The 16,546-nt window shown below is 67.3% G+C and carries 17 protein-coding genes and 1 tRNA gene; 12 read left to right on the forward strand and 6 right to left on the reverse strand.

Features of this window, described 5'->3' with window-relative positions; all coding sequences use genetic code 11:
- The first annotated feature begins 51 nt into the window (after positions 1-51).
- Both pstB and ACJJV6_RS09550 read left to right on the forward strand, forming a co-directional pair.
- Positions 52-831 carry a phosphate ABC transporter ATP-binding protein PstB gene (gene pstB, locus ACJJV6_RS09545; protein WP_009357830.1) on the forward strand — a complete coding sequence of 260 codons (780 nt, stop codon included), beginning with the start codon at positions 52-54 and terminating at the stop codon, positions 829-831.
- Between the two features lie 136 nt (positions 832-967).
- Positions 968-1,345, forward strand: coding sequence for a hypothetical protein (locus ACJJV6_RS09550; RefSeq protein WP_407710406.1), 378 nt, complete (start codon positions 968-970; stop codon positions 1,343-1,345).
- A 23-nt stretch (positions 1,346-1,368) separates the two neighbouring features.
- Here the strand turns inward: ACJJV6_RS09550 and ACJJV6_RS09555 are convergent, their stop codons facing one another.
- The 4 genes from ACJJV6_RS09555 to ACJJV6_RS09570 form a co-directional block, all read right to left on the reverse strand.
- The gene (locus tag ACJJV6_RS09555; protein WP_407710407.1) at positions 1,369-1,776 is read right to left on the reverse strand and encodes a hypothetical protein; all 408 of its coding nucleotides are present in this window, start codon (positions 1,774-1,776) and stop codon (positions 1,369-1,371) included.
- A gap of 177 nt (positions 1,777-1,953) precedes the next feature.
- Positions 1,954-2,967, reverse strand: a complete 1,014-nt coding sequence (locus ACJJV6_RS09560; protein ID WP_407710408.1) for an anion permease — start codon at positions 2,965-2,967, stop codon at positions 1,954-1,956.
- A 1-nt stretch (position 2,968) separates the two neighbouring features.
- A complete protein-coding gene (locus tag ACJJV6_RS09565; protein WP_133349510.1) occupies positions 2,969-3,586 on the reverse strand; it encodes a DUF47 domain-containing protein in 618 nt (205 codons plus the stop codon).
- A 351-nt stretch (positions 3,587-3,937) separates the two neighbouring features.
- The gene (locus tag ACJJV6_RS09570) at positions 3,938-4,597 is read right to left on the reverse strand and encodes a hypothetical protein (RefSeq protein ID WP_009357835.1); all 660 of its coding nucleotides are present in this window, start codon (positions 4,595-4,597) and stop codon (positions 3,938-3,940) included.
- 180 nt (positions 4,598-4,777) lie between these two features.
- On the opposite strand from ACJJV6_RS09570, the gene ACJJV6_RS09575 reads away from it, so the two are divergent.
- The 6 genes from ACJJV6_RS09575 to ACJJV6_RS09600 all read left to right on the forward strand — a co-directional run bounded on the left by ACJJV6_RS09575 (position 4,778) and on the right by ACJJV6_RS09600 (position 9,219).
- Positions 4,778-4,850: transfer RNA gene (locus ACJJV6_RS09575), tRNA-Lys, on the forward strand.
- Between the two features lie 69 nt (positions 4,851-4,919).
- On the forward strand, positions 4,920-5,942 hold the full coding sequence (locus ACJJV6_RS09580; RefSeq protein WP_407710409.1) for a LacI family DNA-binding transcriptional regulator: 1,023 nt from the start codon (positions 4,920-4,922) through the stop codon (positions 5,940-5,942).
- A gap of 132 nt (positions 5,943-6,074) precedes the next feature.
- Complete coding sequence (locus ACJJV6_RS09585; protein WP_407710410.1) at positions 6,075-6,917, forward strand: DUF4397 domain-containing protein; 843 nt, start codon at positions 6,075-6,077, stop codon at positions 6,915-6,917.
- A gap of 127 nt (positions 6,918-7,044) precedes the next feature.
- Positions 7,045-7,767, forward strand: a complete 723-nt coding sequence (locus ACJJV6_RS09590) for a class F sortase (RefSeq protein WP_407710411.1) — start codon at positions 7,045-7,047, stop codon at positions 7,765-7,767.
- 50 nt (positions 7,768-7,817) lie between these two features.
- Positions 7,818-8,396: an RNA polymerase sigma factor gene (locus ACJJV6_RS09595; protein WP_133349504.1), complete on the forward strand. Its 579-nt coding sequence runs from the start codon at positions 7,818-7,820 to the stop codon at positions 8,394-8,396.
- Positions 8,383-9,219 (forward strand): anti-sigma factor domain-containing protein, encoded by an 837-nt coding sequence (locus tag ACJJV6_RS09600; protein ID WP_407710412.1) that lies wholly within the window; start codon positions 8,383-8,385, stop codon positions 9,217-9,219. Before ACJJV6_RS09595 ends, ACJJV6_RS09600 begins: the two co-directional genes overlap by 14 nt.
- Here ACJJV6_RS09600 and ACJJV6_RS09605 read toward each other — a convergent pair.
- Complete coding sequence (locus tag ACJJV6_RS09605; protein ID WP_009357842.1) at positions 9,209-9,691, reverse strand: hypothetical protein; 483 nt, start codon at positions 9,689-9,691, stop codon at positions 9,209-9,211. The genes ACJJV6_RS09600 and ACJJV6_RS09605 overlap by 11 nt on opposite strands.
- A 181-nt stretch (positions 9,692-9,872) precedes the next feature.
- Between ACJJV6_RS09605 and araB the strand changes: the two genes are divergently transcribed.
- The 4 genes from araB (at position 9,873) to ACJJV6_RS09625 (ending at position 15,123) form a co-directional block, all read left to right on the forward strand.
- A complete protein-coding gene (gene araB / locus ACJJV6_RS09610; protein ID WP_407710413.1) occupies positions 9,873-11,600 on the forward strand; it encodes a ribulokinase in 1,728 nt (575 codons plus the stop codon).
- Positions 11,597-12,292 (forward strand): L-ribulose-5-phosphate 4-epimerase, encoded by a 696-nt coding sequence (locus tag ACJJV6_RS09615; protein ID WP_009357843.1) that lies wholly within the window; start codon positions 11,597-11,599, stop codon positions 12,290-12,292. Before araB ends, ACJJV6_RS09615 begins: the two co-directional genes overlap by 4 nt.
- 35 nt (positions 12,293-12,327) lie before the next feature.
- Positions 12,328-13,848, forward strand: coding sequence for an L-arabinose isomerase (gene araA / locus ACJJV6_RS09620; protein ID WP_407710414.1), 1,521 nt, complete (start codon positions 12,328-12,330; stop codon positions 13,846-13,848).
- 90 nt (positions 13,849-13,938) lie between these two features.
- A complete protein-coding gene (locus ACJJV6_RS09625) occupies positions 13,939-15,123 on the forward strand; it encodes an IS30 family transposase (protein WP_035754039.1) in 1,185 nt (394 codons plus the stop codon).
- Positions 15,124-15,221: 98 nt separating this feature from the next.
- On the opposite strand, the gene ACJJV6_RS09630 is transcribed toward ACJJV6_RS09625, so the two are convergent.
- On the reverse strand, positions 15,222-16,163 hold the full coding sequence (locus tag ACJJV6_RS09630; protein ID WP_354176661.1) for an ANTAR domain-containing protein: 942 nt from the start codon (positions 16,161-16,163) through the stop codon (positions 15,222-15,224).
- Positions 16,164-16,546: the final 383 nt, after the last annotated feature.

Genomic DNA, 16,546 nt, shown 5'->3' on the forward strand with positions numbered 1-16,546 from the left:
CGGCGGGCGGAAACCTAGACTCATTACATACCCAGCAAGTGAAGGAACACCATGTCTAAGCGCATCGACGTCAAGGACCTGAACGTGTACTACGGCGATTTCCTCGCCGTGGAGGACGTCACCATCAACATCGAGGCCAAGTCCGTCACCGCTTTCATCGGCCCGTCCGGCTGCGGCAAGTCCACCTTCCTGCGGACCCTGAACCGCATGCATGAGGTCCTTCCCGGCGCCCGCGTGGAGGGTGAGGTCCTGCTCGACGGCGACAACCTGTATGGCCCCGGCGTCGACCCGGTCACGGTGCGTTCACAGATCGGCATGGTGTTCCAGCGCCCCAACCCGTTCCCCACCATGTCCATCCGCGACAACGTGCTGGCCGGGGTGAAGCTGAACAACAAGAAGATCTCCAAGGGTGAGGCTGACGTCCTTGTGGAACGCTCCCTGAAGGGCGCCAACCTCTGGAACGAGGTCAAGGACCGCCTCGAGAAGCCCGGCTCAGGCCTGTCCGGTGGCCAGCAGCAGCGCCTCTGCATTGCCCGCGCCATCGCCGTGGAGCCGCAGGTGATCCTCATGGACGAGCCGTGCTCCGCCCTGGACCCGATCTCCACCCTGGCCATTGAGGACCTCATCAACGAGCTCAAGGACCAGTACACCGTGGTGATCGTGACGCACAACATGCAGCAGGCCGCCCGCGTCTCGGACAGGACTGCGTTCTTCAACATCGCCGGCACCGGCAAGCCCGGCAAACTGATTGAGGTGGGGGATACCCACACCATCTTCAGCAACCCCACCCAGAAGGCCACCGAGGACTACGTCTCCGGCCGCTTCGGATAACCCGCGGACCTCGCTGGCCTGCGGGCCAGCGCTGCCAGGCTGGCATCCCAGAATGCGCTAGCCAGCAACGGAAGTATTTAGTACGCTGAACTAGATACTTTCAGGGCTAGTAATAAGCACGCTTAGGAGTTTTGCCATGACGCAGATTGCCAGCAACCCCAGGAGCCACCAGCTTCACGGCTCCGGCCACGGCCCTTCCTTAGCCTCCCAGCCGGTGGACCCCTTCGCCCGTGGCCTGTCCGTGCTGCCGGATACGGCTTCCGAGCAGGTGGCGGTGGAAGCTGCGGACTCGGGGGACAGTGATCTGCTGGCAGCTGTTTGGCGCACCAGCTCCTACCTTGAGAGCATGCAGTGGGAGCTGGATGCCGCGCAGGGGGCACTGATGCAGGCCGTGCGGGAGGCTGCGGGCGCCGGCGTCGGGCAGGACCAGCTGTGCAAGGCTGCCAACCTGACTGCCGAGGAACTGGCGGAGGCCCTCGAAGAACTGCCGCCCGCCTTTCCGGCAGCCCTATAGCGCGTGCAGCGGACGTCCCGGGGCTATTCCGGAACTTCCAGCTGGAAGCCGCAGCGGCAGCGCAGGACCCGGGTGGGCAGGCATACGGCGCTGAGGCCGGTTCGGCTGTTGCTGCTCCGGTAGCACAGCCGCTCAATCTCGAACTCGGCCTCCTCCATGGGGAAACCGCAGTGGATGTAGTCATCTCCGAACATGATCACCTGCGCCATCCAGCGCACCTGGTGCAGGGCGGCCGCGACGTCTGACGCATAGGCAAGGTGTTCCTGGAACAGGCTGCAGTCGTTGCAGGTGTAGGAGACCGTGACAAGGTCACCGCCCGCCGCCCCTATTGCCGTGATGGCATGGATGGTGAGCTGGTGTTCGGTTCCGCAGGTCTCGCATTGGAGTTGCCGCGGCTGGGGCGCAGGGCGGCGCGAATCCGGAATGGGCATGATGCCTGCTCTTTTCCGCGATGTGCATCCAGGCCGCCGATAGGCTGCAGCGGCGAACGCCCGCGGGGCCTGCACGCGGCGGCGGGCGGCTGTCCCCGGCAGAGCCAGTAGACGTACTGTTGAATTTACGTCACCCCCGCCGGGCTGTACAGGGCTGGGCTGCCGCGGGGAAGCCCCTCAGCCGGCCAGCGGCGACATGGCCAGCGCCAGCACGAAGGCCGCGGCGGCCGTGGCGGCGGGCGTCAGGGCCCAGAGCCCCAGGATCCGGATGACCAGCTTCCGGTTGGTCACCGAAAAGTGCTGGTTCTCGCCCGCGCCCAGGACCGCCGAAGTGACGGTGTGGGTGGTGGACAGCGGCCAATGCAGGGCGATGGCGCCCACGAACAGCATGACCGAACTCCAGATCTGCGCTGTTGAGCCGCGCAGCGGATCAATGCGTGTGACCTTGTAGCCGATGGTGTGCGAGATCCGCCACCCGCCGCCCAGGGTGCCGGCCGTAATCATCACCGCAGACACCAGTGCAACCCACAAAGGGATGGTCCCGCCGTCGGTATAGCCGGCGGCCAGCAGGGCAAGCAGCAGCACCGCGCTGACCCGCTGTCCGTCCTGCAGCCCGTGGCCGAAGGCCACGGCGCCGGCGGCAATGGCCTGGCTGCGGCGGAACCGCTGGTTCACCACATTCGGCTGGGTGTACCGCGCCGCCCACGTGGCCGGAAACACCAACAGGAACGCCCCGCTGTAGGCCACCAGCGGGGACAGGACCAGGGGGAGGACCACCTGGAACAGCAGCGACTGGTCCACGCCGCCCACGCCTGTCCCGCCCACGGCGAGGCTGGCCAGCCCGGCGCCCGCAAGGCCGCCCACCAGGGCATGGGTGGAGGACGCGGGAATGCCGCGCCACCACATCAGCAGCCCCCAGGCGGAAGCGCTGGCCAGCCCCGCAACCAGGATGCTCAGGCCGTCCGTTCCCGGCGGCAGCGTGATCCAGCGCTGGCTGACCGCAACAGCAAGGGTTGCGCTTAGCAGGGCGCCAATGAAGTTGAAGAAGGCTGCCAGCAGCACCGCCACACTGGGGGTTAGTGCCCGTGTGCGCGTAGCAAGTGCGACGGCGTTCGAGACATCCCGGAAGCCGTTGAGGAAGGCAAACACGGCGGTCAGCAGGACCACCGCGCCGAAGATGGCCGCCACCACCTCAGGATTCCTTGACGATGATGCTGCCCACCTGCGTGGCGATCCGCCGCATATCCTTGGTGACCTCCACCAGCTGGTTGGCGACGTCCCGGTTACGGGAGTACTGCGCCCATTTCATGTCCGTGATCATGTCCGCCACCCACAGGCGGTGGGTCCTTTCGGCCCGCTTGGCCAGGCGGAGGATCTCGATCCAGTAGTCCTCGAGATCGTCCAGGTTGTCCAGCCGGCGCATGGCGTCCACGGTCAGCTCGGCCTGCCTGCTGATGATCTCCAGCTGGTCCGCAGCGCGCCGGGGCAGCCGGTCCAGTTTGTACAGCGCCACCAGCTCCGCGGCGGCGTCCATCTTTTCCATCGCTTCATTGAGGTAGCGGGAGAGTGCGTACATGTCCTCGCGCGGGAGGGGGTTCACGAAGCTGGTACGCATGTGGGTGAGGAGCGCGAACTGCAACTCGGAGCACTTGGCCTCGTGGTTGTGCATGTCCTCGACCAGCCTGGAATGCTCGTTCGCGGGGACACCGAGGATCTCGGCCAGCGTGCCCCCGGCCAGCACAATCTGCTGCGCCATCTGCGAGAGAAGGTTCAGTCCGGCGGGCTCCTGGGGAAAAAGGCGCAGCTTCACGTGGTTCCGTTTCCGGGGAAAGTACAGGGCGGGGATTGCCGCCGTGTGACTTGACCCCGGCAGGCAACTGACGCTAACTCTACCGGGCCGTAACTGCACCCTTGAAATGGGAAAACAGGAAGAAAACGCGAAAAGGGCAGAAAAATGGTGCCGAACCGGATACGCCTCTCGGCGGTAGGCCGCTCTAGGCGGCTGAGTTTTGAAGCCCGGGGGTTTCGCGGTTCGACACCAGTTTCAGTTTTCTACGATGCCGCTCCCAAGTCAATCTTGACAGCGGCGGCCTGGTAGGCAGTGCGGCACGAATGGCCGGCTGGCGGGCCGGAAGGTTGGGGGAGAGGTGCAACGGCAGGTTCAGTCCAGCTCGCCCAGCCGCCACGCGTTGGCGGCATGCTCCAGGTCCTCCGCAGTCTTGACCAGCTGGTGCGAATTGCGGGTCAGCTTGCTCGCGTGCGCCTCGTTGGCGTGTTCGGCACCGTCGGCGATGGTCGCCTGGCCGAGTGCCACCACGCGGCAGAAGGCCGCGGACCGTTCCAGCGCGACGTCGAACTCGCCGTCGAACGCGCCGGAAAGGATGGCGTCGGCCATGGCTGTCATCTCTTCGGCGCCGGGAGGCTCGGCCGCGCCGGCGACCACGTTGGAGACCTGGGCCGTGTCCCTGCCCGCCCGGAAGTACACGGAAATCCGCTCGGGGTCCTGGACCGTGGCCGCCCGCAGCGCGTAGAGCCGCCACAGCGCACCCGGAAGCGAACGGGCCGGGCTTTCGGCCCACATCTCGGCGATGGCCTCCAGGCCCTGTTCATCGGCGAGCTTGACCAGCCGCTGGGTAACCACGGGGTCATCGCTGTCACGGCCATGGCGGACCAGCGCCTGGGCGGCAAGGTGGGCGGCCTCGGAGACCCGGGCGGGATCAGCGCCGCCGGCGAAAGGCTCAAAGTCGATGGGAGCGAAGGGTTTGGGCTTGTGGTGCCGGGGCGCGCCACCGTACTTACTGGGTCCTGCTTGCTCACTCATGCCCCCACGCTACTCCTGTGCCGTGCCGGATACGAGCGCCCCCGTCCCCTTCGGAAAAAGCCCGACGGCGCGGCCCGGCGGGCGTGCGAAGCCGCCGCAACCATGCGCTAGAGTATTTAACGTCCAGAAATGGATTGGGGCCGGACAGGTGCAACATTTCGATGTTGGACCGGCCGGCAGGGGCCTTTAGCTCAGTTGGTAGAGCATCGGACTTTTAATCCGTGGGTCGTGGGTTCGAGCCCCACAGGGCCCACCCGCACAGCAGGCCGGAGGCAGTTCGCCTCCGGCCTGCTGTTTTGTCCGGGGCAGGGACAATAGGCACATGGCAAAAAGCAGCAAGGGCAGGATGCCGCGTCTTGAAGACGTGGCGGACGTCGCCGGGGTCTCCCACCAGACAGTCTCCCGCGTGGTCAACAACCACCCCAACGTCAGCAAGGCCACCCGCGAAAAGGTGGAGGCGGCCATCGCGGAACTGGGGTACCGGCGGAACACCGCGGCCCGGAGTCTGGTGACCCGGCGCTCGCAGACCATCGGGGTCCTGGCCAGTGAGCTGTCCCAGTACGGCCCGGCCAACACCCTCCTCGGCGTGGAGCATGCTGCCCGCGACGCCGGCTACTTTGTCAGCATCGCTGCCCTGCGGGAGGTCAGCCGGGAGGCCATCGCGGACGCCATCAGCCACTTCATGGACCAGGCCGTGGACGGGATCGCGGTGCTGGTCCCGCACTCGGACACGCTGAAGGCCCTCGATGAGATGACACTTTCCGTGCCCGTGGTGGCCGTCGGATCCCTCGGCAACAGCAACGTCAGCGGCACCATGGTGGACCAGCGGCGGGGCGCCCGGCTCGCCGTCGAACACCTCATCGGGCAGGGGCACCGGCAGATCGGCCACGTGTCCGGCCCCCCGGACTGGACGGACGGCGCCGAGCGTGCCGAGGGCTGGCGCGACGCGCTCCGCACCGCCAACCTGCCGGAGGGGCTCCTGGTGGAAGGCGACTGGAGCGCCGGCAGCGGCTACCGGATCGGCCGGAAGCTGGCGGAACAGCGCAGCGCCACGGCAATCTTCGTAGGCAACGACCAGATGGCCCTGGGCCTGCTGCGGGCCTTCGCCGAGGAAGGCGTGCGCGTGCCCGACGACGTCTCCGTGGTGGGTTTCGACGACCAGCCGGAGTCGGGGTACTTCACCCCGCCCCTCACTACCGTGCGGCAGGACTTCGAGGAGCTGGGCCGCCGCTGCATGGACATCATGCTGAAGGAAATCGAGGCGGGGGCGCCCGTCAGCTCCACCATCGTCACCCCGGAACTGGTGCTGCGGGCCAGCACTGCCCCGCCGGCCGCGACGAACTAGGGCCGGCACGCCAGGGTCAAAATAATTTGCCGAAGAATTTTCCATGAATCTGCATCCAACTCCGGGCCTGCACCAGTAGTTAGGGGTGTAAGCAAAAAACGCCCGCACGGCGGGCCGATGAAGGAGAAGGACATGCGCAACAGGATCTTCACAGCAGGTGCCGGTGCAGCGGCAATTGCGGCAGCAATCGCTCTCGCCGGCCCCGCCCAGGCAGCCGAAGGGGACGCCCAGCTCTCCGTGCTGCACGGCGTTCCCGGACTCACCGTTGACGTCTGGGTCAACGGCGAACGGACCCTGGACGATTTCACCCCCGGCACCCTGGCCGGCCCCCTGGCACTCCCGGCCGGCGCCTACGAGCTTGCCATCACTGCCTCGGATGCCGCCGACGCCAGCGCGGCAGTGATCGGGCCCGTCAGCGTCACCCTGGCCGCCAACGGAAACTACACCGCCGTGGCCAACCTCGACGCCGGAGGCAACCCCACCGCCAACCTCTACACCAATGACGTTTCGCAGATTGCAGCAGGCAAGGGCAAGCTGACCGTCCGGCACGCAGCGGCAGCTCCCGCCGTGGACGTCCTGGCTGGCGGCACCGCCGTCATCTCCAACCTGGCCAACCCGAACGAGCAGACCCTGACCCTTGACCCCGGCACCATCCCGGCAGCCGTCGCCGCCGCCGGCACCACAACCCCGGTCATCGGACCTGCGGACGTCACGGTCGCAGAAGGTACGCACACCATCGTCTACGCATGGGGCAGCCTGGCCAACAACAACCTGCAGCTGGCCGTCCAGACCATCGAAGGCCTGCACTCCTCGCCGGGTTCGGTCCCGGGTGCACTTGACGGCTCCGCCAATGCCTCAGCGGCACCGGCAGAACCTGCCGCTCTCGCCCTCGGCTTCGGCGCAGCAGTCCTGGCCCTCATGCTCGCCGGCCTGGGCGCCGCCCGCGCCATCGGGGCAGCCCGCGCACAGCGGTAACCAGGAGCAGCACAACAACCAGATACACAACAACTGCAGCAGGAAGCAGGCCGCCCGGTTCCAGCCGGGCGGCCGGCGCCTGATCCACACCACAGCGGTCCTCGGCGGCCGCGGGGAAGGCGGACCGATGAACAGCACTCCGACGACGGCAGGGGAGTCCCGCCGTCGTTCTTCCGGTTTTGCCGGGGCTGCCTTCCTCGCGGCGGCCTTGCTTCTCCCGGCCTGTGCGCCGGCAGCTTCCGCTCCGGATCCGGCGGCCACTGCCAGCCAGGCAGCCGGACCGGCCACAGCCCCGCCCGTTACCTCCCCACCCGCCCCCACTGTTGCTCCGGCTTCCCCCTCGGCGCAGGCTCCAGCGATGGACGTCCCGGTCCGTGCCGCCACCCTGGGGCCGGCCGCCCCGGCGCAGCCGGCCCCGACGTCACTCACCGTTGCCGGCACCGCCATCAACATGCCCGTTATTCCGGGCGGGGTGTCAGCCGAGGGTGCCATGGAAATCCCGGACGCCTTCGACAAGGCTGCCTGGTACCGGTTCGGCCCGGCGCCGGGAGCAGCTGAGGGAACCGCCGTGATTGCGGGGCACATCGACACCACGTCTGACCGGGCACCGTTTTCGCAGCTCAAGTCCGTGCCGGCCGGGACTGCCATCCAGGTCGGCCGGGAGGGTGCCGCGGCGCTGACCTACCGGGTGGTCCGGGTGGAACTGATGGCCAAGGACAAATTCGACGGCGAAGCCCTCTTCCGCAGGTCCGGGCCCCACGAGCTCAAAGTGGTCACCTGCGGGGGAACATGGCTGGACGAGCGGATGGACTACAGCGACAATGTGATTGTCACCGCGGTCCTTGAATGAGCGGTGATGCAGCCGTGATTCTCGCCACCGCAGCCGGGAAGGAGTCCTCCGTGGCACTTCCTGGGCAGGCCACCGACCGGTGGGAAGACGGGTTGACCGCGTCCTTCCTGGCCGGTGATGAGCAGGCGCTGGCCACGGCCTACCGCGAGTTCGCCCCGCTGGTCCATACCCTGGCCCTGCGCTCGCTGGGTGATCGTGCGGCGGCGGACGACGTCACCCAGGAAGTCTTCATCAGGGTGTGGCGGTCGCGGACTTCGTTCAACCCGCACACGGCCCGGCTGCCGGCCTGGATCGTGGGCATCACCCGGAACGCCATTGCCGATGCCAGGTCCGTCTCCGCAAAGGAAGTCCGCAAGGCGGTGGCGGCAGCCGGCGCCGGGATGGCGGACGAGCCGGGCACCGGAACCGAGGCGGCAGAGGTCCTGGCGGACCGCCTGCTGCTCGACGGGGAGCTGGAACGGCTGGGCGAACCCCAGGGCTCCATCATGAAGCTCGCCTTCTACGACGACCTGACGCATGAACAGATCTCGCGGAAACTTGGCCTTCCGCTTGGTACCGTCAAGAGCCACATCCGCCGCAGCCTGACGCACTTGAGGAAAAGATTGGAGGTAGACCATGCCGCACCTTGATCCGGAAGAGTTGAGCCTCCTTGCCCTGTATGACGACTGGGACGACGCCGTCAGCCGGAAGCACCTGGAGGAGTGCCCCGCCTGCGCCTCCGAGTTTGCCGCGCTGCGCCGCACCGTGGATGCAGTGAAAACGACGCCGGACACCAGCCGGCTCTCCGTTCCCGGACCCCAGGTGTGGGACGGCATCCACCGCAAACTGGGACTTTCCGCCTCAGTGCGGGAGGATCCGCTGGCCGCCGCCGGGCAGCAGGGCCACCTGCCGCCGTCGGCCATTGCTCCGCCGTCGAACATTGCTCCGCCGTCGAACATTGCTCCGCCGTCGGCCACTGCGCCGACGCCGGCCATTGCCCCGCCAACAGACTTATCCCAGGCCCGGGCCGCCAGGAAGGGCCGTGCATGGTGGCAGCGGAGCGGAACCTGGCTGGTGGCAGCGGCCGCTGCAGTGGTGGTGGCCCTCGGCGGGATCTGGGCGCTCAACCGGCCGGCCCAGCCACTGCCGCTGGCGGAGGCCCAGCTGACCCCGCTGGCATCGTTCTCGGCAACGGGCTCCGCCCGGGTGGTGGAAGCGCAGGACGGCGCCCGCACCCTGGAGGTCCAGCTCAGCAAGGACGAGGCGCAGGGCTACCAGGAGGTGTGGCTGATCGCGCCCGACCTTTCCCGGCTGGTCAGCCTGGGCGTGATGAACGCGGACACCGGGACGTTCCAGGTGCCGGCGGGACTCGAACTCTCCGAGTACCCCATTGTGGATGTCTCGGACGAGCCGGTGGACGGAAATCCCGCGCACTCAAGCGTCAGCATCGTCAGAGGCACGCTCACTTCCTGACGTCCGTTTCCTCTCCTGCCGGCGCTTCCCGCCTGCGCCATTTGGTGAGTTTCTCCCACTGGGTCACGGCAAGCGCGGTCAGCAGTGCGGCCGCGGCGTGCAGGTACAGCAGCAGGTGCAGGTCCTCCGCGGCCTGGCCCGGCTCCGCTGCCGCACCAGGGGATGTGGCGTTCCCGTGGCCGTGGCCCGGCAGGGCGAAACCGCTGGCGGAGGAAAGCGCGCTGAAGGCGAGATGCAGGAGTTGCTGTGCCAGCCCTGCCCCCACGAGGACTGCCCATGGCGGAAGCCGCCGCGGCCCCGCCATGGCCGCCGCCATCCCGAGCAACGCTGCCAGCGCCACGACGATAAGGAGGGCCGGGGAACGGCCTCCCCCCAGCACATGTGCCATCCAGCCCAGGCCCGTTGCGAGGGGGCCGGCCAGCCATGCCAGGGAGCGGCTGCCCGCGCGCAGCGGTGGTTCGGCGTTGGCCATGCGGTCTCCCGGCTGGTGGAAAATTCTGTCACTTCTGTCCTTACCCATCTAAGCGCCGCGTCCCTGTGCTGTCCCGCTCCGGTGTGCAAGTTCTGGAATGTTTGCTGTTGACTTCAATCTTGTTAGCGCTCACAATTAACAGCAGGCCGCAGTGCTGCGGCAGCTATCTGGAGGATTTTCAATGAACGCAGTTGACGGCTCGGACGTCTTTGTTATCGGCGTGGATTACGGAACGCTGTCCGGCCGCGCCGTTGTGGTGCGGGTCCGGGACGGCAAGGAACTGGGCAGCGGGGTGTACGACTACCCGCACGCCGTGGTCACCGGCGCGCTGCCCGCGGACACAGCAGGCGACGGCGCCGCGCGGCTTCCCGGCGAATGGGCCCTGCAAGTGCCCAACGACTACCGGGACGTCCTGCGGAACGCCGTTCCCGCCGCGATCGCTGACGCGGGGATCGACCCCGCCGCCGTCGTCGGGATCGCCACGGACTTCACCGCCTGCACCATGGTGCCGGTCAAGGCCGACGGTACGCCGCTGAACGAGGTGCCCGGGTTTGCGAACCGCCCGCACGCCTACGTGAAGCTCTGGCGCCACCACGCTGCGCAGCCGCAGGCGGACAGGATCAACCGGCTCGCGGCCGAGCGCGGCGAGGACTGGCTGCCCCGCTACGGCGGACTGATCTCCTCGGAATGGGAATTCGCCAAGGGCCTGCAACTGCTGGAGGAGGACCCGGAGGCGTACGCCGCGATGGACCACTGGGTGGAAGCGGCCGACTGGATCGTCTGGCAGCTCTGCGGCACCTACGTCCGGAACGCCTGCACCGCCGGCTACAAGGGCATCTACCAGGACGGGCGGTACCCGTCCGAGGACTTCCTGGCCGCGCTGAACCCGCAGTTCAAGGACTTCGTCAGCAGCAAACTGGAGCACACCATCGGCCGCCTAGGCGACGCCGCCGGGTATCTCACCGCCGAAGCAGCGGCCTGGACCGGCCTGCCCGAGGGCATCGCCGTGGCGGTAGGCAACGTGGACGCGCACGTCACCGCTCCCGCCGCGCGGGCAGTGGACCCGGGCCAGCTGGTGGCCATCATGGGCACCTCCACCTGCCACGTCATGAACGGCACCGAGCTCCGCGAAGTACCGGGCATGTGCGGCGTGGTGGACGGCGGCATCGTGGACGGGCTGTGGGGCTACGAGGCCGGCCAGTCCGGCGTCGGCGACATCTTCGGCTGGTTCACCAGGTACGGTGTGCCGCCCGAGTACCACCAGGCTGCGGATGCCGCGGGAATGGGGATCCACGAGTACCTCACTGAACTGGCTTCCTCGCAGGCCATCGGCGAACACGGGCTGATCGCGCTCGACTGGCACTCCGGCAACCGTTCCGTGCTGGTGGACCACGAACTCTCCGGCATCGTGGTGGGCCAGACCCTCGCCACCAGGCCAGAGGACACGTACCGGGCGCTGCTCGAGGCCACGGCGTTCGGCACCCGCACCATCGTTGACGCCTTCCGCGGGGCCGGCGTCCCCGTCAAGGAATTCATCGTGGCCGGCGGGCTGCTCAAGAACCGTCTCCTGATGCAGATCTACGCCGACGCCACCGGGCTGCAGCTCTCCACTATCGGTTCCGCCCAGGGACCCGCGCTGGGCTCCGCCATCCACGCCGCCGTGGCCGCCGGGAAGTATGCGGACATCCGGGAGGCCGCCGCCGCCATGGGTGCCGAACCCGGTGAGGTGTACACGCCCATTCCGGAAAATGTCGCCGCCTACGAGGAACTGTTCCAGGAGTACAAGGCGCTGCACGACTATTTCGGCCGGGGCAGCAACGACGTGATGCACCGGCTCAAGGCCATCCAGCGAAGGGCTTCCGGCTCGCTCCTGGCTTCCGGCCAGGCCGCCGTGGAGGTGCAGGCATGAGCGGCGCGATCCTCGAGACGATCGCCCGCATCCGCGAGGAAGTGTGCGCCCTGCACGCCGAGCTGACCCGCTATGAACTGGTGGTGTGGACGGCCGGCAACGTCTCCGCCCGCGTGCCCGGCAAGGACCTCATGGTCATCAAGCCGTCCGGCGTCTCCTATACGGACCTGACCCCCGGGCAGATGGTGGTCACCGACCTCGACGGGGTGCCCGTGGCGGGAAACGACGACGGCGAGTGGGGCAACCCGGTGCTGTCGCCGTCGTCGGACACGGCAGCGCACGCGTATGTGTACCGGCACATGCCCGAAGTCGGCGGCGTGGTGCACACCCATTCCACCTACGCCACCGCGTGGGCGGCCCGCGGCGAGGCCATCCCCTGCGTGCTCACCATGATGAGCGACGAGTTCGGCGGATCGATTCCAGTGGGCCCGTTCGCGTTGATCGGTGACGACTCGATCGGCCACGGCATCGTGGAGACGCTCAAGAACTCCAACTCGCCGGCGGTGCTGATGCAGAACCACGGACCGTTCACCATCGGCAAGGACGCCCGCTCCGCGGTGAAGGCGGCGGTGATGTGCGAGGAAGTGGCCCGCACGGTGCACATCTCCCGGCAGCTGGGCGAGCCGAAGCCCATCGACCAGGGCCACATCGATTCGCTCTACGCCCGGTACCAGAACGTCTACGGCCAGTAGCACCCTTTTCAGACTTAGATTCCCCAGGAGAACCCATGAGCACCGCAGCATCCACTTCCCTTGACGGCTATGAGGTCTGGTTCCTCACCGGCAGCCAGCACCTCTACGGCGAGGACGTCCTGAAGCAGGTGGCGGCCCAGTCGCAGGAGATCGCCAACCAGCTCAACGCCAGCTCCGCCGTCCCGGTCCGGCTGGTCTGGAAGCCGGTCCTGACCGATTCGGACGCCATCCGCCGCACCGCGCTGGAGGCGAACTCGGACGATTCCGTCATCGGCGTCACGGCCTGGATGCACACGTTCAGCCCGGCGAAGATGTGGATCCAGGGCCTGGACCTCCTCCGCAAGCCGCTCCTGCACCTGCACACGCAGGCCAACCGCGACCTGCCTTGGGCGGACATCGACTTCGACTTCATGAACCTCAACCAGGCCGCCCACGGCGACCGCGAGTTCGGGTACATCCAGTCCCGGCTCGGCATTGCCCGGAAGACCGTCGTCGGGCACGTCTCCAACCCGGAGGTTGCCCGGCAGGTGGGCTCCTGGCAGCGCGCCGCGGCCGGCTGGGCCGCCGTCCGCACGCTGAAGCTGACCCGCTTCGGCGACAACATGCGCAACGTGGCCGTCACCGAAGGCGACAAGACCGAGGCCGAGCTGCGTTTCGGCGTCGCGGTGAACACATGGTCCGTCAACGAGCTCGCCGACGCGGTGCACGCGGCCGCGGTGTCCGACGTCGACGCCCTGGTGGCCGAGTACCAGGACCTCTACGACGTGGTTCCGGAGCTCCGCGCAGGCGCGGCCCGGCACGAGTCGCTGCGGTACGGCGCCCGGATCGAACTGGGCCTCCGAAGCTTCCTGGAGGCCAACGGTTCGGCGGCGTTCACCACCTCCTTCGAGGACCTTGGTGCGCTCCGCCAGCTTCCCGGCCTGGCCGTCCAGCGGCTCATGGCCGCGGGCTACGGCTTCGGTGCCGAGGGCGACTGGAAGACCGCCATCCTAGTCCGCGCCGCGAAGGTGATGGGCGGGGACCTGCCCGGCGGCGCATCCCTGATGGAGGATTACACCTACCACCTGGAGCCGGGCTCGGAGAAGATCCTGGGCGCCCACATGCTGGAGGTCTGCCCGTCCCTGACTGCCGGCAAGCCGCGGCTGGAGATCCACCCGCTGGGCATCGGCGGCAAGGAGGACCCGGTCCGCCTGGTGTTCGACGCCGATGCCTCCCCGGGCGTCGTCGTCGCGCTGTCCGACATGAGGGACCGCTTCCGCCTGGTGGCCAACGCCGTCGACGTCGTTCCCCTGGACCAGCCGCTGCCCAACCTGCCGGTGGCGCGCGCCCTGTGGCAGCCGAAGCCGGACTTCGCCACCTCCGCCGCCGCCTGGCTCACCGCCGGCGCCGCGCACCACACCGTGCTGTCCACCCAGGTGGGCATGGACGTGTTCGAGGACTTCGCGGAAATCGCCAAAACCGAACTGCTCACCATTGACGAAGACACCACCATCCGCCAGTTCAAGAAGGACCTGAACTGGAACGCCGCCTACTACAAACTTGCTGGCGGCATCTAGCGAACTCACAGAGTTTTTGTCCAGATATGGCGGGCTGGAGTCCGGCGGATTCATATGGTGGTTGCAACGCTTTGATTGATGGAGCGTTTGATGCCGAAGTTGTTTCCTGTCCATGTCCGTGATGATTTTCTCGATCTGGTGTGTGCCGGTTTGTCGGTCAGTGCTGCTGCCCGGCGTGTCGGGGCCTCGCGCGGCACGGCGAAGAAGTGGTGGGCCGAGTCTGGTCAGATGACGCTGAGCATTTCGGCCCATGGTGGCCTGGCAGATCCTGGCCCGTCCGCGGAGCTTCCCTGCGGGCGGGCACTAACCGAGGCGGAGCGGGGGATGATCCAGATGGGCCGGCAGGCCGGGATGAGCTACGCGAAGATCGGTGAGGTGATCGGGCGGGACAAGTCCGTAATCTGGCGTGAGGTCAACCGCAACTGTGATGCCGAGGGCAGGTACAACGCTCAAGTCGCGCATACCAGAGCCCATCAGGCGCGGCGCCGGCCCAAGCCCTTCAAGCTCATCGAAGACGAGGATCTGTGCCGGCTGATCGGAGTGTGGATGGATGACGGGTGGAGCCCGAAGCTGATCTCTTCGATGCTGGCGTTTTACTTTGCCGATGACCAGACTATGCAGGTGAGCCACGAGACGATTTACCAGGCCCTGTACGTCCAGACCCGCGGGAAACTGCGGGCAGACCTGGCCGAAAATCTCAGCCTCAAACGCAAACAACGCGTTCCCCACACCAGCGACCGGCTCAAGAACAGCCCCTACAAGGAGGCTTTCAAGATCAGCGAACGCCCCGCCGAAGCCCAGGACCGGGCCGTCCCGGGACACTGGGAAGGAGACCTGATCATCGGATGCAACGGGACCGCGATCGGCACCCTGGTCGAACGCTCCACCCGGTTCACGATCCTGCTCCACCTGCCCGGGGACCACACCGCCGAGACGGTCGCCGCGGCGATGATCCAGGAGATGGGAAAGCTCCCGGAGCACCTGCGCCGCTCGATCACCTGGGACCGCGGCACCGAGCTCGCCGACTACGCCAAGATCCAGACCGCCCTCGAGACCACGCTCTACTTCTGCGACCCCCACTCGCCCTGGCAGCGAGGCACAAACGAGAACACCAACCGGCTCCTGCGGTTCTGGTTCGAGAAAGGCTCCGACCTCTCCGCCCACACCCCCGACGACCTTGACCGCATCGCAGCCAAGCTCAACCGCCGCCCCCGGCCAACCCTGAACCTCGACACCCCAGCCAACCGGCTAAACCAGCTGCTGCACGCGGCCTAACCACCCCACGTTGCTCCCACCACTTGACTTTGCCTCCCCTGAAGCCGCCATATCTGGACAAAAACTCCTGTGCGGTGGGGGCTGGCCGAGGTGTGCGGTCAGTGACCGAAGTGGGCGCGCGGGGCGCCCTCCGGCAGCCGCTCCAGGATGTCCTCCGCGATCCTGCGCACCTTGACGTTCCGGTGGCTGGAGGCCTTGGCGAGGATGGAAAAGGCTTCGTGGTACGAGCATCTGTTCTGCGCCATGATGACGCCGCAGGCAACGTTGATGGAGGTGCGGCTGTCCAGGGCGGAACGCAGGTCCGTGGCCATGGAGCGGGCGGTATGCAGGTCGATGGCCATCTGCAGGCTCTTGGCCGCCAGCCCCGCGAACGAGCGGGCTTCCGCGATGACCTGCAGCGGGAAGGCCTTCGCATCCTGGGCGAAGAATGCCAAAGCGGCGGGCCTGTCTTCCCGGGGCCGGGCGCCGGCGCTCCCGTCCGGACCCCCTGCGAGGGCGCCGATTGCAGCGCCGCCGTCCTTCGCCCCCTGCGCAGGTGCCTCACTGCTGAGCGGCAGCCGCACGCCCAGGACGCTGCCGAGACCGGCCTGCTGCAGCTGGTCGCAGTAACGCGGCCAGCGGAAGTCGCCGTTGCGCTGGAGGACTGCCACGGGCTGGCCGCCGGCGAGCACCTCGCGCACGGGTCCCTCCGCTTCCCGGTGCTCCCAGTCGAGCAGCCGGACAACCTCCTCCGAAGTGCCTGTGATGGCGGGCGGCTTCTTGGGCTGGTGGACTATGACCCCGCATTCGATGCGGAGGCCTGCAGTCCGGACAACGGCCTGGGCCGAAGCTGTCACCAGGCGGGTGAGGGATTCCCCCAACGTGCCGGTGCCGGTCACCAGGTCCAGCAGCAGGTCCTGGCCGCCGGGATCAGGCGTGGACACCCCGGCGATGACGGCTGCCGGGCGCGAGCCCGGATTTCGAGGCGGCACAAGAGGGCCGGCGACGGCTGGGGGAGAGGCCTTGGTCTCAAAGGCCTCCTCGTCGCCGGCCCCGCTCAATACCCGCGTCCGTTGGACCGGGAAGCCTGAGGTTATATGTCGTGCATGCATTGCCAGTCTCACACCCCCTCGTGAGCCACGTACCTCGAGCCACGTCACTTCTTCTCTGGTAAGAAACCTAGTTCCGCTGCTGTGGGGGATGAACGCGTAGGAGGTACTCGTTTTTGAGATTAGGTAGTACCTGCTTTGGCTTCGCCCGTGCCGCCGGATCCCATCACCGCAGGTGGGTGGCTTGAGGCTTGCCGGATCCCACCGGAACAGCTTCTGAAGGACTTTCTCCCAACCGCTTGACTGCTGCTGCGGGAGTGCCAAAGAATGTATTTCTATAACGTTGTAAAAACTGGAGTGAGGAATCTTTCGTGACCACAGCAGAATCAGCCGCG

The organism is Arthrobacter nitrophenolicus, from assembly GCF_045833485.1.
GTDB lineage: Bacteria > Actinomycetota > Actinomycetes > Actinomycetales > Micrococcaceae > Arthrobacter > Arthrobacter nitrophenolicus.

Coding starts and splice junctions, on each gene's coding strand:
- araA (WP_407710414.1), top strand. CDS start 12,328: ATGAGCACCGCAGCATCCACTTCCCTTGACGGCTATGAGGTCTGGTTC.
- ACJJV6_RS09585 (WP_407710410.1), top strand. CDS start 6,075: ATGCGCAACAGGATCTTCACAGCAGGTGCCGGTGCAGCGGCAATTGCG.
- ACJJV6_RS09550 (WP_407710406.1), top strand. CDS start 968: ATGACGCAGATTGCCAGCAACCCCAGGAGCCACCAGCTTCACGGCTCC.
- ACJJV6_RS09590 (WP_407710411.1), top strand. CDS start 7,045: ATGAACAGCACTCCGACGACGGCAGGGGAGTCCCGCCGTCGTTCTTCC.
- ACJJV6_RS09605 (WP_009357842.1), bottom strand. CDS start 9,691: ATGGCCAACGCCGAACCACCGCTGCGCGCGGGCAGCCGCTCCCTGGCA.
- ACJJV6_RS09625 (WP_035754039.1), top strand. CDS start 13,939: ATGCCGAAGTTGTTTCCTGTCCATGTCCGTGATGATTTTCTCGATCTG.
- ACJJV6_RS09580 (WP_407710409.1), top strand. CDS start 4,920: ATGGCAAAAAGCAGCAAGGGCAGGATGCCGCGTCTTGAAGACGTGGCG.
- ACJJV6_RS09600 (WP_407710412.1), top strand. CDS start 8,383: ATGCCGCACCTTGATCCGGAAGAGTTGAGCCTCCTTGCCCTGTATGAC.
- pstB (WP_009357830.1), top strand. CDS start 52: ATGTCTAAGCGCATCGACGTCAAGGACCTGAACGTGTACTACGGCGAT.
- ACJJV6_RS09615 (WP_009357843.1), top strand. CDS start 11,597: ATGAGCGGCGCGATCCTCGAGACGATCGCCCGCATCCGCGAGGAAGTG.
- ACJJV6_RS09570 (WP_009357835.1), bottom strand. CDS start 4,597: ATGAGTGAGCAAGCAGGACCCAGTAAGTACGGTGGCGCGCCCCGGCAC.
- araB (WP_407710413.1), top strand. CDS start 9,873: ATGAACGCAGTTGACGGCTCGGACGTCTTTGTTATCGGCGTGGATTAC.
- ACJJV6_RS09555 (WP_407710407.1), bottom strand. CDS start 1,776: ATGCCCATTCCGGATTCGCGCCGCCCTGCGCCCCAGCCGCGGCAACTC.